Here is a 13,335-nt window from a genome sequence, read left to right as displayed (position 1 = left end):
GGGTTGTTACGATCTGGACGGTCAGTGCTGGCCGCCGATTATAGCGGACACCCCCTCGCCCTTCGTCCCCTCGACGGCGCGTCGGAAGAAGAACAGCATCACCAGCACCACGCCGATCGGCACCAGGGTCAGGTAGAACGCGAAATGGCCGCTGAAGGCGCCGAACACATAGCCCGTGATCAGCGAGCCGGTCGTGCCGCCCAGTGCGGAAAAGATCACGAGAAGACCTGTCATCGCCGAATGCTGGTGCGGCGGCAGGGAACTGAGCATCACCGAATTGATGCCCGGGTAGATCGGCGCCATGAACAGGCCGATCAGCGGAAACAGGAAGGCTGCCGGCGGGGCGGTGAGCCAGCTTACTTCCGGGTCGTGCGCCACGCCGTGCGTGAGCGGCAACGCGAGCAGCACCACCGCCGCCATGCCGACCAGGCACGCATTCATGACCGGATACCAGTGCACCCGCCGCAATACGACACCCGCCGACAACCTGCCCAGCGCCAGGCTGGCGGCGAAGATGCTCGTCACCTGCACGCTCATCGCCGCCGGCAGCTTCAGGATCTCGTTGTTGAACGTGGGCAGCCAGGTTCCCACGCTCTGCTCGATCAGCACGTACAGGAAGGCGGTCACCACGAAGATGCAGACGAGCGGCTTGAGGAACAGCCTGAGCATGGCGGCAAAGTCCTGCGCCGGCGTGCGCTCGGCCGGCAGCTCGGCCAGGCGTTCGTCGAACGCGGTGCCAGCCAGCAGCGCGAACGTGACGGCGCACAGCGCCGCCAGCAGCCAGTAGACGCCCAGCCAGCTCTTCGACGCGGGATTGCTTGAATCGATGAAGAAGCTGAACAGCCAGTAGGCGCACAGCACGCCGACCATGAAGAACCCTTCCAGCGTGTTCATCATGCCCGCGTGGTGCTTGCGACCGGTGGCGATCAGGCCCAGCGTGGAGTACACCGACACCTTGGTCAGCGCGAACGCCACGCCCACCGACAGGAACAGCAGCTTGGCGGTGGCGAAGCCGGGCACGAGAGGCATCGCCAGGCAGGCGCAGGTGACGATCGCCAGCCCGATGAGCATGGCCCGCTTGTAGCCCAGCCGCGGCAGGAACGAGGCGACCAGGAAGGATACGATGGCGATCGGCAGGTCCTTGAACCCTTCGAGCACGCTGGCGGCGGACTTGCCGACGCCATAGTTGTTGATGACCTGCAGGATCACGGTCCCCACGCTGTTCAGCAGGATCGCGAACACGAAGTAGATCAGGAACAGGATGAACAGGATACGGCGGCGTTGCATGGTGTCTCCTCCATTTTTTATTGCCGGTCCGGGGTGCGGATGATCAGGGGATGCGGAAGGCCGTCAGGTCCGGTATCACCTCGTCGGCCTCCGCGAGCACGCGGGGATCGCCCACGCCGATGGCATGCATGCCGGCCGCCTTGATCGATGCCACGCCGGCCACCGCGTCTTCCACACCGAAGCAGTCGGCTGGCGGCACACCCAGTTCGTGCGCCGCCTTCAGGAAAATCTCCGGATCGGGCTTGCCCTTCGCGATCGTGGCCGCGTCGACCACGTAATCGAAGCGGTCCGTGATGCCGAGCCGGTCCAGCACGGTGAAGGCGTTGCGGCTGACCGAAGCCAGGCCGATCTTCAAGCCGGCGCCACGCGCCGCCTCGAGCGCCGCCGTGGCGCCGGGCAGCAGGTCGGCCGGCGTCATCGTGGCGATCAGCGTCTTGTAATGCTCGTTCTTCCCGGTGGCCAGCGCCAGCTTTTCGGCGTCCGTGTAGCGGCGCGGCGCGGAGGCCAGGATCAGCTCCAGCGAACCCATGCGGTCGATGCCCTTCAGGTGCTCGTTGAACGCCTCGTCGAAATGCACGCCCTGCGATTCGGCGAGGCGCTTCCAGGCCAGGTAGTGGTAGCGGGCGGTGTCGGTGATCACGCCATCCAGGTCGAAGATCACGGCGCGGTAGCGGCTCATGCGGCCTCCTCGTGTTCGGGTTGCGCGGCGGTGAGCGCGATGGCCTTGCCGCGGTGGGAAAGACTCAGGGCGTTACCCTGCAACAGGCGATACCGGGTGCCGGCCGCGTTGACGCTCACCTGCAGCAGGCAGCCGCGCAGGTGCACGCGGAAGCGGTAGCCGCGCCACTGCGCCGGCAGCGTGGGAGCGAAGCGCAGTGCGCCGCCATCGGTGCGCATGCCGCCGAAACCTTGCGCGACTCCCAGCCACGTGCCGGCCATCGCGGCGGTGTGCACGCCGTGGCACGTGTTGCCGTGCGTGTCGTCCAGGTCCATGCGCGCCGTTTCCATGAAATAGTCGTAGGCCTTGCCGGCATGCCCCACCTCGGCGGCGATGATGGAAAAGATGCAGGACGACAGCGAGGAGTCGTGCGTGGTCACTGCCTCGTAGTAGTCGAAGTCGCGGCGCTTGTCGTCCAGGCCGAAGCGGGAAGACAGCAGCAGCAGGGCCAGCACCACGTCGGCCTGCTTGCACACCTGGTGCCGATAGATGACCATCGGATGGTAATGCAGCAGCAGCGGATAGTTCTCGGCCGGCGTGTTCGCGAAATCCCAGCGCCGCTTCGACAGGAAGCTGTCGTCCTGCGCGTGGATGCCCAGTTCCTCGTCGTACGGCAGGTGCATGTGCCGGGCGGCGTGCCTCCACGCTTCCGGCTCGGCCGGATCGAGCGCCATCGCCGCCGCGATGCGGGCGTGATCCTCGGGGAACTCCCGCGCCAGGCGGTCCGCGATGGCGGCGGCGAACTCCAGGTGCGCCTGCGCCATCGCATTCGTGTAGTAGTTGTTGTTGACGAGGGCCGTGTATTCGTCCGGCCCCGTCACCTCGTTGATCACGAAGCGGCCATGGCGGTCGAAGCTGCCGATCCCCGTCCAGATGCGCGCCGTTTCCATCACGATCTCGGCGCCCTGCGCCCGCAGCCAGTCGTCGTCGCCGGTCGCATCGAGGTACTGGCGGATCGAGTAGGCGATGTCGGCGTTGATGTGGTACTGCGCCGTGCCGGCCGGGAAGTACGCCGAGCACTCTTCGCCCGCGATCGTGCGCCAGGGGTACAGTGCGCCTTTCGGATGCGACATCTGCCGCGCCCGGCGGCGCGCCGCTTCCAGCCCGGCCCAGCGGTACTCCAGCAGCGCGCGGGCGATGTCCGGCTTGTTGTACAGGAAGAAGGGGAAGATGTAGATCTCGGTGTCCCAGAAATAGTGGCCTTCGTAGCCTTCGCCCGTCACGCCCTTCGCCGAGATATTGGTCTTGCCGTCGCGGCCCACCGATTGCAGCAGGTGGTATTCGTTGAAGCGGATGCCTTGCTGGAGCAGGTCGTCGCCGTCGATCTCCACATCGGCCTGGCGCCAGAAGTCGGCCAGGTACGTGGCCTGCCGCGCGGCCAGCGCCTCGAAGCCGCCCTGGCGCGCTTGCTCCAGCACCGCACGGCTGCGCGGCAGCAGCTCGCCCTCCGGATAGTCGCGCGACGTGTGGTACGACACATACTTGGTCACGCGCACCGCCTTGCCCTGCTCGGCCGCCACGTCATACGTTCCTTCCAGGCGCAGTTCCTCGCGGCTGCACTGTGCCGTGCCCGGCGCCTCGGTCAGCGTGGCACTGACCAGCGTGAAGCCGCTGTTGCGGGTGCGCTGCACCAGGGCGCTGAAGTCGCCGTCCTGTTCGGCCGCCAGCAATTCCAGCGAAGCCCCCGACACGCTCGAGCCCACGCGCGGGTCGTCGCCCGCCTCCAGGTTGCGCACGGCGCCATCGAGCGCGGTGACGATGCGGATCGTGCCGCTGAAGTTCAGCGGCGTGACATCGACCTGCAGCGCCAGCAGGTGCTTGTTTTCGAAGCAGACGATGCGCCGGCTGTGCACGGCGATCGACTTGCCGGAAGGCGCCGTCCAGCGCAAGGAGCGCTCCAGCACGCCCCGCCGCAGGTCGAGCGAGCGCTCGTATTGGTCCAGCGTGCCCCACAGCGGGTCGAACCGTTCGTCGCCAAGCCAGATCGCCAAGCCCTTCGCGTTCGGCACGTTCAACATGAACTGGTTGGTCCGGGCCAGCCCGTAGGCCGTCTCGGGATAGTGGATCGGCTCCGATTCGTAGAAGCCGTTCAGGTAAGTGCCGTCCCGGGAGGTGCCGGCAGCCCCGCTCCAGCCCTCTTCCGCCGTGCCGCGCACGCCGATGTAGCCGTTACCGAGGGCGAACAGGGTCTCGTTCAGGAAATGGGTAGCCTCGTCGAGTGCCGTTTCACGCAGGCACCAGGGGTCGGGGGGAAAGCGGTGGTTCGGGGGTTGGCTCACAGGTCTCCTCGCTCATTCAAACCGGTTTGGAAAAATGCCGCCGTCTTGCCTTGCCGCGGCGGCTCTTACTTAGAACGCCTAACAAAACCCCCATGGCCGCGTTGCAGCGTCTCGCCGTACAGGCGTACTGTCTTCGACGCCGCGCCTTGCCCTGGGTGTTTTGTTAGGCGTTCTTAGTGCTGCATCAGGTTTGCCGTACCATCAGGGTCGTGGGCAGCATTTCGGACGTGGCGGGCTGGCCGTTCATCAGGTCCAGCATTTTTTTCGCCAGCAGCACGCCGCCGTCGCGCAGGTACTGGTGCACGGACGTCAGCGGCGGGATGAAACTGGCGGCGGCCGGCGTATCGTCGTAGCCGATCACTGAAACACTCTCGGGCACGCGCAGGTTCTTCTCGGCCAGCGCGCGGATCGCCCCCATGGCGAGCAGGTCGCTGGCGGCGAACACGCCGTCGAACGCCGGCCCTTTCTTCTTCAGGAGCGACGCGATACATGCAAAGCCGGCTTCGAACGTGAAGGCCTTGGGCCGCAGGATGTGCACGGTACCCTGCCCGTTCAGCGCGTCGATGAAGCCGGCACAGCGTTCCTGGACTTCGGCATGGTCGACGTCGCCCAGGAAAACCAGCCGGGTGCGGCCCTGGTCCAGGAAGCGCTGCGCCGCGCTGGCGCCGCCCTTGCGATTGTCGCTGCCAACCACTACCGTTTCCGAACCCTGTTCGGGCGCGCCCCATACCACCAGCGGCCGGCCGGTGCGCTTCAAGGCCGTCACGGCCTCGCCATGCGAACCCTGGCCCAGCAGGATCAGGCCGTCGGCCCCCTGCACCGGTGCCGTGTCGAGCAATTGCTTCGAGGTCAGCACGACGCTGTAGCCGGCCGTCGTCAATTCTTGCGTGATCCCGCCCAGCAGCTCCAGCGGATAGGGATCGGACATCGGCCGCCCCTTGGCGGGTGTCATTTCCACAACAACCGCCACGGAGTACGAGCGCCCCATGCGCAGGTTCCGCGCGCTCACATTGAAGCGGTACCCCTGCTCCTCGGCGATACGACGTACTTTCTCGCGCGTCGCTTCCGTCACGAGCGGGCTGTTGCGCAGCGCGCGCGACACCGTGATGGGCGATACGCCGGCCAGCGCGGCCAGGTCTTCCATCGTCAATCCGGTATCGGTTTTCACGCTTGCCATTGCTCGTCCTGGGTCAAAATTACGGCGCATTATGACAGATCGGCCACGGTTGTCACGCAAAATGACATCGATAGCATTTTTATTGACATCGATGTCATTTTTGCGTTTCAATGTTTGCACGATGGCCAGAAGGCCTTGCGAACAAGCGGCAGCGCCGGTGCTCGGCTCGAGTGCCGGCGCATTGTCCGGAGACGACAATTTTCACAAGAAAGCGAACCGCCATGCACAACAGATTCCTGCTGTCCTCGATATCCCTTGCCGTTCTCGCCCTGGCCAGCCAGGCGCGTGCCCAGGAAGCGGCCCCTCCTCCTCCGACCCAGGATGTTTCCGCCGCATCCGGCACACAGGCCACGGCAGGCGCATCCGGCACGGGCGCGCAGGGTGGCGATGCCGTGCAGACCGAAATCCAGCAAGTGGTGGTGACGGGCGTCGCCACGGGCGGGGTGCGCAAGCTCGACTCGGCATTCTCGATCACCACGGCGACCGAGGAACAGCTGAAGCAGGCTGCCCCCAGCAGTACCGCCGATATCCTGAAGCTGGTGCCGGGCGTGTATGCCGAACCCACCGGCGGCCAATCAGGCGCCAATATCGAGGTGCGCGGCTTCCCGTCCGGCTCCGACTCGCCCTTCGTGTCCGTGCAAATGATGGGTAACCCGATCTACCCTGTTCCCACGCTGTCGTTCTTCGAAGGTTCATCGGCCTTCCGGCTCGACGACACGATCGAGCGCGTCGAGGTGCTGCGTGGCGGTCCCAGCACGATTTTCTCGAATGGGCAGCCGGGGGCGACCATGAACTTCATCCTGAAGAAGGGCACCGACACTCCGGAAGGGTCGATCCGCTTCTCGACGGGAACCGGTGAGCTGCGCCGCATCGACGTGTTCTATGGCGGCAAGATCGCCGAGAACTGGTATGGCACCGTGGGCGGGTTCTATCGCAACACGCATGGGGTGCGCGACGCCGGCTTCCCGTCCGACAAGGGTGGGCAGATCACGGCCACCCTGACGCGCAAGCTCGATGGGGGCGAAGTGACGTTCTATGCTCGCCGTACCGACGACAAGAATGCGTTCTATACCGGCGTGCCGCTGATCTCTTCCAATGAAGGCCGCACCATCACGGAATTCCCCGGCTTCGATCCGTTGACGGGCACGCTGATGAGCGGCGAGATGCGCCGGTTCACGGTCGAGGCGGGGCCCGGCCGGACGCTGGACTACGACCTCGGCGATGGCCGCGGCTTGCAATCCACCGTGTTCGGCATCGACTTCGCGCAAACTGTCGCCGGCTGGACCGTGTCGAACAAGTTCAATTACTTCGACGGCGACTTGAACACGATCGCGATGTTCACTGGGAATAACCCGCTGACGATGGGCGCGTACCGGGCCAACGCCTTGTCCACCTACGGCAACGCCGTGGCGGGGAGCACCGCCACCACGGCCACCGCGACCTACCTCGATGGCACGCCCGTCGCGGATACGCAGCAGGTGATACAGGCAGGCCTGTGGGCCGTCGAGAAAAAGCTGCAGTCGGCCACCGACGAAATCCGCTTCAGCCGCGAATGGATGAAGGACAATACGGTGACGATCGGCGGCTACTTCGCCAATTACTCGTCGGACGATGTCTGGTACCTGGGTAACAGCCACCTGATGACGGCCGTGCCGAACGCCCGGCTGATCGACGTGCGGCTCGATAACGGCGTGATCGTGTCGAACCAGGGCAAGGAAGGCCCCGTGAACTACGCGCCGGTCGCCTCCTACGACGGCAGCAACACGGCCATCTTCATTGCCAACGAATGGAAGATCAACGATCGCATCAAGGTCGACGGCGGCATCCGCCGCGAGCGCCAGAAACTCGATGCGACGATCTCGAACCTGAGGACCGGCGATACGGACAACAATCCGCTGACCGTCTACAACAACGGCACCTCGATGCCGACCGGCGCGAACACGGCGCTCACGCGCACCGACTCCGCCAATTCCTTTACCATCGGCGGCAACTTCAAGCTCGCGCGCGACGCCAGCGTGTTCGCCCGCGCCAACCGCGGCCACACGTTCATCGCTTTCGACGACCTGCGTAATGCCGGTACCCAGGCGCGGGTGGACGACCACAGCCTGTTGCCCACGCCCACGATCGAGCAGTTCGAAGTCGGATTCAAGACGGCGACTCCGCTGTACAGCGCCTACATCAACTACTTCCGAACCGATTTCGAGGGCATTGCGTTCCAGCAGATCCTCGCGGACGGCACGGTGCTCAATTCCGTCAGCGGCTCGAAAGGGCAAGGGGTGGAGTTCGAACTGGGCCTGCGCCCGATCCGCGACCTCACGCTCACGCTCACGGGCAACTGGCAAGACTCCGAATACAAGGACAATCCGGCCACGGCCGGCAAGCGCGTGCAGCGCCAGCCGAAGCTGCAAGGGCGCTTCACGCCTTCGTACCGGATTCCGCTGGGTGACAACGAGCTGCGGCTGTATGGCACTTACACGTACATCGGCGAGCGGTGGGCCGACCAGGCGAACGTGCAATACCTGCCGTCCTATAAAACCTTCGATGCCGGCGCCGTGTTCCGGCTGGGCGAGAAGATCGAGTTCCGCGTCAGCGGCAACAACCTGTCGAACGAACTGGGTCTCACCGAGGGCAACTCCCGCCTGACGACCGGCGGCAGCGGCCCGATCAACGCCCGGCCCCTGTTCGGCCGCACTTGGGAGGCGTCGCTCACGTACCGCTTCTGAGCCGATTGAGATGTGTCCCTGGGGTGGCGGAATCCAAGGCTGCCACCCGATCTCACTTTCGCGGCCCCTCGGGGCCGTTTTTTTGTAGCGTACCCACTACACCCCACCCCAGGGACAGTCCCCGAGTTTTTACAACACCAACCTGTTGTAAAAAATCGGGGACTGTCCCCGATTGGTCGCTGGCGTGTTTCTACAACGGTTGGCGCACTTACCGCGCAGTGGCCGCCTGCCACCAGCGCTTGTCGGCGTGCGGTGCGGCGAGATCGATCGCTTGCCCGATCATCGGAGTAGCCAGGCGCTGGCCTTGCGCGTCCGCCAGCGCGGCGATGCGGTCCAGCGGCTCGTGCCATTGGTGGAAGGCGAGATCGAACGTTCCGTTATGGATCGGCAGCAGCACGTTGCCGCGCAGGTCGACGTGGGCCTGCATCGTTTGTTCCGGCTGCATGTGCACGTCCGGCCATTGCTCGTCGTAGGCGCCCGTCTCGATCATCGTCAGGTCGAAGGGCCCGAAGCGGTCGCCGATCGCCTTGAACCCGCGGAAGTAACCGGAGTCTCCGCTGAAGAACACGCGCCGCGTCGCGCCGGCGATGACCCAGGAGCACCACAGCGTGCTGTTGCCGTCCGACAGGCCGCGGCCGGAGAAATGCTGGGCCGGCGTGCACGTGAGCTCGACATTGCCCAGCTTGATGGAGCGCCACCAGTCCAGTTGCCGCACCCTCCCTGCCGGAACGCCCCATTTGACGAGCAGGTCGCCGACGCCCAGCGGCGTGATGAAGTGCGCCGTTTTCGCTGCCAGCGCGAGCACCGCGGCCCGGTCGAGGTGGTCGTAGTGGTCATGCGACAGGATGACGCCTTCGAGAGGCGGCAAATCCTCGAGCCGCAGCGGGGGCGCATGGAAGCGCGCGGGGCCGAGCCAGCTGAACGGCGAGGCGCGCCGCGTGAACACGGGATCCGTCAGCCACAGCCGTCCTTCCAGCTTCAGCAACACCGTCGAGTGACCGAGCCGCCATACCGTGTGATCGGGGGCTGTCTCGATCGCCGTTCGCGTCATCGCCTGTACCGGGATCGGCCGGACGGGCACCGTGCCGGCGGGCTTGTTGAATGCCGCGCGCCACATAATGCCCAGCATCTTGCCGAAGCCGCTGCGGTGCATGCGAGCCGGGTTGCGGAAGCGGCCATTGTGGATTTGCGGCGAGACGTGCGCGGTGGTCGTTTGCATGGGAGCTCCTGGGAAGGAAGTACACTACACAGTGTAGTTGCAGTGTAGCGCCGCCGAACTCGAAAGTAAACTACCCGGTGTAAAATACGGCCATGACGACATCCCGCCTGACCGACCGCAAGCGCGCCGCCATCGTACAGGCGGCGATTGCCGAATTCCGTGCCAATGGCTTCGAGGCCACCTCGATGGACCGCGTAGCGGCCACGGCCGGTGTATCGAAACGCACCGTCTACAACCACTTCCCGAGCAAGGACGACCTGTTTGCCCAGATCCTGCAAGAGTTGTGGGCGTGCAGCACGGCGGCCGAGGCCGCGTCATACCGGCCAGACCAGCCCCTGCGCGCGCAACTGGTCGCCCTGTTGCGGCAAAAGATGCTCCTGTTGCGCGACCCTTATTTTCTCGATCTGGCACGGGTGGCGATCGCCGAGGCGATCCACACGCCTGAACGGGCGCGCAGCATGGTGGCCAAGCTGTCGGAAAAAGAGGAAGGAGCGGCGTCACTGCTGCGCGCCGCGCAGGAGAATGGCAAGCTGAAACGGGGAGATCCGGCCTTCATGGCCGCCCTGCTGCAGGGTCAGTTGAAGACTTTCGCCTTCTGGCCGCAGGTGGCCATGGGCCAGAGCGGGCTCGACGAGAGGCAGGAAGCGGCCGTCGTGGAGACGGCCGTCGACATGTTCCTCGCTTACTGGAGTACGTGAAGCCGGATCAGGCGTACGGCGTGTAGTCGATGCCGTTGCCGATCGTGCCGATCAGCGCGCTGCGGTTTTCCCCGCTTTCGCTGAACGCCTCCAGCACGCCGGCGCGAGAGTTACCGTCGTTCAATACGTTCACCCAGAAGTCATAACCGCCTTGCTCGGGTGCACGATCGAGGATGTTCTGGTACAGGCGGGTAACGAATGTCGCGTTATCCGTATTGGCACCGAAGTTCGCGATGAATTCCTCGCTGACCAGGAAGGCGGCGGCGACATCGCGCAGGCTGTAGCCCTGGTCGAGTACATTGATCCAGAAGCCGAGGCCACCGGAATCCGGAGCACGGTTCAGCGCCGCTTCGTACAGCCGGTAGGCAGCGCCGCCCGCCCCGTCGATGTCCAGCGCCACATTCTTGTCGCCGAACACGATCCGCTCGGTATTGCGCAGCAGGTCGCTGCCATCGGGGCCAACGACCGTGAAGCCCTGGTCGGTGCGGGTGACCTGGTAATCGGCGCGATTTTCCGCGTACACCGCCTGGTCCAGCCCGGCGCCCCCGTCGAGGATATCGTTGCCTTCCAGGCCCACGAGGATATCCATGCCGCTGCTGCCATTGAGCTGCTCGCCTTCCGCGCTGCCGGCCAGGAGCCGGCCTTGCGCGTCGACGCCAAAGGTGCCGCCCAGCCCGTCACCGCCGTACAGCCACCCCAGTGCGGCCAGGTCGAAGCCGCGGAAGTCCGAATAGGCCTCCCCGGACGAATCGTAGGACATCAGCGTGTTGTAGGTGGTGTCGAGGTAGTCCGGCAGCTGGCTCGTACCCTCGAACGGGTGCTTCAAGCCCAGCATGTGGCCAAGCTCGTGCAGCAGCGTTTCGTAACCTTGGCTTCCCTCGTTGAGCGTGGCGTTGTAGGAAGCGTATTCGTCGTTGTCGAGGTAGATGGTGCCGTCGATATCGTAGCTGTGCACCGTGCCGGCATCGTCTTCCGTATAGCTGGTGCGCCAGTTGAACGAACCTACGACGCGGTCTTGGTTGATGGCGGCATTGGCGAAATGCACGTCGGCCTCCGCCGCGCTCGTTTCCGCGAACTGGATGCCGGTCACCTCGGACAGGTAGGACAGCGCGTTCCGCGTGGCGGCCTGCTGCACGAAGCTGAATTCCGTGGCGGTACCGGGGGTGATATTGCCCGATTGCGGCAGCGTGTAGCCGCCCAGCGAGAAGCTGTAGCGGATCGTATTGAACGGGATGTCGGTCGCGGACGACCAGTTCAATCCCGACTGGTTGAGCAGTGCATCGATATGGATGGCACCGGACAGCGGAATGTTGCGGATATCGTTCAGCGTCGCCACGAAAGCTCCTGTTTTGCAAATATTACAAGTATTGCTGAGCAGCGCCTCGCGGTCAACTTCCATTCACGCTAGTTTGTCGCAAATCGCACCGCATAGACGGGCGGCAGGTGGGCGGTCACGGTGCGCCATTGCGCGCCGGCGTCCTCCGACAACCACAGGCCGCCCGTCGTCGACCCCATCAGCAAGGTGTTACCGTCGCCGGCAACCGCCAGGCCATGCCGGTAAACGAGATCGTAGCAGTCCTTTTGCGGCAAGCCTTTGCGCTGGGTTTCAAACGTGCCGCCGCCATCGCGCGTGCGATTGACCGCCAGCGCGGCGCCGACAGGCACACGCTGCTGGTCCGCGACGGCCGGCACGAACCAGGCAGTGCCGCCGTCGGCCGGGTGCGCCGCCACGGCGAAGCCGAATGACGATGCCGGCGCCTCCACCTCTTCCCATGCGCCGCCGTTGTCGCGTGACACCCAGATGCCGTTATGGTGCTGGCACCACAGCACATCCGGCGCGCCGGCGCAGCGCACGATGCGATGGGGGTCCTGGACCGCGCCTTTTTCCGCCAGCTCCGGCGGCATGTAGCGCGCGGCCATGCCTTTCGTGCGCAGTGCCCAGGTGGCGCCGCCGTCGTTCGTGATCCATGCGCCGCCGCAGGACACGCCAATCAGCACGCTGTTGCTGTCGCGCGGGTCGACGCAGATGCTGTGGATGCCCGGCGTATCGTAGCCGCCGCCGAACCATTCCTTGCGCTCGGGTTCGTGCCACAGCGATTCGACCAGCTGCCACGATTCGCCCCGGTCGTTCGAGCGGAACAACCCGCCCGGCAGCGTACCGGCCCACAACACACCCGGCTGGTCCGGCCCGCCGGCTTCCAGCGACCAGATCTGCTGCAATGCCCAATCCGTCTTGTCGTCACTGCCCTCGGGCTTGGGCGGATAAACGGGAACCGCCACTTCCGTCCATTGCCCGCTGCCGGCGTCGCGCCGGTGCAGCTTGGCGCCGAAGTGGCCGAGGTTGAGCGCCGCGTACGTGGCCCCGTCGCGCGCGTCGTGCAGCACGATCGAGACGGGGTCTCCGGCAAAATGCGGCGCGGACAAGTGCCATGCACCTTCCCTCTTCGCCAGTTCGAACAGCCCCTTGCGGGTTGCAATGAATGCTTGTGCGCTCATGTCAGCCTCCGGAAAGTGCCTGCAGGATGTGGACGGTGGAATCGGGCCGGATGGGAACGTCCAGCTTTGCCCGGTCGTGGCAGCGCCGGCCATCGACGAAGGCGACGACATTGGTCCGCAGCCGGCCCTGGTCGTCGAGCACGTAGGCGGCCAGGCGCGGATTGGCGGCGCAGACTTCGTCCAGCGCGGCGCGCAGCGTCGCAGCCTGCGTCGCCAGTTGCGGGACGGGCAGGAAGCGCGCCAGTTGTTGTGTGAAGATGATGTGCGCCAAGGGGTTCGTCTCCGGGTCCGACGATTCTAGCGCGGTTGCCCGATGCGTTGGCCTACAATGAACCTATGACGGACGGAAAGCAACACGGGAGCTGCCAATGTCGATTACCCAGCAGGAACTGGAAACGCTGATGCAGGAAGTGGAGCAGGAAGACCCGATCGATTTCGCCGACCTGCCCTTCGACGAGAAGGACTTGCGCGGCATCGTCGCGAGCCACCTGTGCGAGATGGCCGGCGCGATGGAATCGTTCAGCGAGGCGGACCGGCAGATGACGCTGCTGGCGGTCTCCGCCAAGCTCGTTCTGGAAAACCTCGTCCTGCACGTGCAGCTGCTGCGCCGCCACGGCCAGCCGCTGAACGAGCAGGCCGAGGCGCTGCTGGCCAGGCTGCGCAAGCCGGGCGCCGCCTGACCTCGGCAATACGCTTGCAAGGCTCACGCAAAACCCGCCTGCCGGGCGGCGCGCGAGC

At 65.2% G+C, this 13,335-nt stretch carries 11 protein-coding genes; 3 read left to right on the top strand and 8 right to left on the bottom strand.

What is annotated here, in order from left to right:
- Window positions 1-21: 21 nt before the first annotated feature.
- The 4 genes from V6Z91_RS09150 to V6Z91_RS09135 form a co-directional block, all read right to left on the bottom strand.
- Window positions 22-1,287 carry an MFS transporter gene (locus V6Z91_RS09150; RefSeq protein ID WP_338769462.1) on the bottom strand — a complete coding sequence of 422 codons (1,266 nt, stop codon included), beginning with the start codon at window positions 1,285-1,287 and terminating at the stop codon, window positions 22-24.
- A gap of 43 nt (window positions 1,288-1,330) precedes the next feature.
- Window positions 1,331-1,966 carry a beta-phosphoglucomutase gene (gene pgmB / locus V6Z91_RS09145; protein WP_338769459.1) on the bottom strand — a complete coding sequence of 212 codons (636 nt, stop codon included), beginning with the start codon at window positions 1,964-1,966 and terminating at the stop codon, window positions 1,331-1,333.
- Entirely contained in the window at window positions 1,963-4,284 is a 2,322-nt protein-coding gene (locus V6Z91_RS09140; protein WP_338769456.1) for a glycosyl hydrolase family 65 protein, read from the bottom strand. The genes pgmB and V6Z91_RS09140 overlap by 4 nt, the downstream gene beginning before the upstream one ends.
- A gap of 184 nt (window positions 4,285-4,468) precedes the next feature.
- The gene (locus V6Z91_RS09135; protein ID WP_338769454.1) at window positions 4,469-5,461 is read right to left on the bottom strand and encodes a LacI family DNA-binding transcriptional regulator; all 993 of its coding nucleotides are present in this window, start codon (window positions 5,459-5,461) and stop codon (window positions 4,469-4,471) included.
- Window positions 5,462-5,682: 221 nt separating this feature from the next.
- Here V6Z91_RS09135 and V6Z91_RS09130 point away from each other — a divergent pair, with 221 nt between their 5' ends.
- The gene (locus tag V6Z91_RS09130) at window positions 5,683-8,184 is read left to right on the top strand and encodes a TonB-dependent receptor (protein ID WP_338769451.1); all 2,502 of its coding nucleotides are present in this window, start codon (window positions 5,683-5,685) and stop codon (window positions 8,182-8,184) included.
- A gap of 208 nt (window positions 8,185-8,392) precedes the next feature.
- Here the strand turns inward: V6Z91_RS09130 and V6Z91_RS09125 are convergent, their stop codons facing one another.
- A complete protein-coding gene (locus V6Z91_RS09125) occupies window positions 8,393-9,403 on the bottom strand; it encodes an MBL fold metallo-hydrolase (protein WP_338769449.1) in 1,011 nt (336 codons plus the stop codon).
- 92 nt (window positions 9,404-9,495) lie between these two features.
- Here V6Z91_RS09125 and V6Z91_RS09120 point away from each other — a divergent pair, with 92 nt between their 5' ends.
- Window positions 9,496-10,101, top strand: coding sequence for a TetR/AcrR family transcriptional regulator (locus V6Z91_RS09120; protein WP_338769447.1), 606 nt, complete (start codon window positions 9,496-9,498; stop codon window positions 10,099-10,101).
- Between the two features lie 7 nt (window positions 10,102-10,108).
- Here the strand turns inward: V6Z91_RS09120 and V6Z91_RS09115 are convergent, their stop codons facing one another.
- The 3 genes from V6Z91_RS09115 to V6Z91_RS09105 form a co-directional block, all read right to left on the bottom strand.
- Complete coding sequence (locus tag V6Z91_RS09115; protein WP_338769444.1) at window positions 10,109-11,437, bottom strand: DUF4214 domain-containing protein; 1,329 nt, start codon at window positions 11,435-11,437, stop codon at window positions 10,109-10,111.
- A 68-nt stretch (window positions 11,438-11,505) separates the two neighbouring features.
- Window positions 11,506-12,597 (bottom strand): exo-alpha-sialidase, encoded by a 1,092-nt coding sequence (locus tag V6Z91_RS09110; RefSeq protein WP_338769441.1) that lies wholly within the window; start codon window positions 12,595-12,597, stop codon window positions 11,506-11,508.
- A 1-nt stretch (window position 12,598) separates the two neighbouring features.
- On the bottom strand, window positions 12,599-12,868 hold the full coding sequence (locus tag V6Z91_RS09105) for a MoaD/ThiS family protein (RefSeq protein ID WP_338769439.1): 270 nt from the start codon (window positions 12,866-12,868) through the stop codon (window positions 12,599-12,601).
- A gap of 97 nt (window positions 12,869-12,965) precedes the next feature.
- Here V6Z91_RS09105 and V6Z91_RS09100 point away from each other — a divergent pair, with 97 nt between their 5' ends.
- On the top strand, window positions 12,966-13,277 hold the full coding sequence (locus V6Z91_RS09100; RefSeq protein WP_338769437.1) for a hypothetical protein: 312 nt from the start codon (window positions 12,966-12,968) through the stop codon (window positions 13,275-13,277).
- Window positions 13,278-13,335: the final 58 nt, after the last annotated feature.

Source organism: Massilia sp. METH4, assembly GCF_037094685.1.
GTDB lineage: Bacteria > Pseudomonadota > Gammaproteobacteria > Burkholderiales > Burkholderiaceae_D > Rugamonas.
Note: the sequence above shows the minus strand (reverse complement) of the source record. Positions and strands in the feature narration are given on the sequence as shown.

Bases quoted from the DNA above. Each gene is read 5' to 3' on its own strand.
- V6Z91_RS09125 (WP_338769449.1), bottom strand. From the start codon at position 9,403: ATGCAAACGACCACCGCGCACGTCTCGCCGCAAATCCACAATGGCCGC.
- V6Z91_RS09135 (WP_338769454.1), bottom strand. From the start codon at position 5,461: ATGGCAAGCGTGAAAACCGATACCGGATTGACGATGGAAGACCTGGCC.
- V6Z91_RS09150 (WP_338769462.1), bottom strand. From the start codon at position 1,287: ATGCAACGCCGCCGTATCCTGTTCATCCTGTTCCTGATCTACTTCGTG.
- V6Z91_RS09130 (WP_338769451.1), top strand. From the start codon at position 5,683: ATGCACAACAGATTCCTGCTGTCCTCGATATCCCTTGCCGTTCTCGCC.
- V6Z91_RS09100 (WP_338769437.1), top strand. From the start codon at position 12,966: ATGTCGATTACCCAGCAGGAACTGGAAACGCTGATGCAGGAAGTGGAG.
- V6Z91_RS09110 (WP_338769441.1), bottom strand. From the start codon at position 12,597: ATGAGCGCACAAGCATTCATTGCAACCCGCAAGGGGCTGTTCGAACTG.
- V6Z91_RS09120 (WP_338769447.1), top strand. From the start codon at position 9,496: ATGACGACATCCCGCCTGACCGACCGCAAGCGCGCCGCCATCGTACAG.
- pgmB (WP_338769459.1), bottom strand. From the start codon at position 1,966: ATGAGCCGCTACCGCGCCGTGATCTTCGACCTGGATGGCGTGATCACC.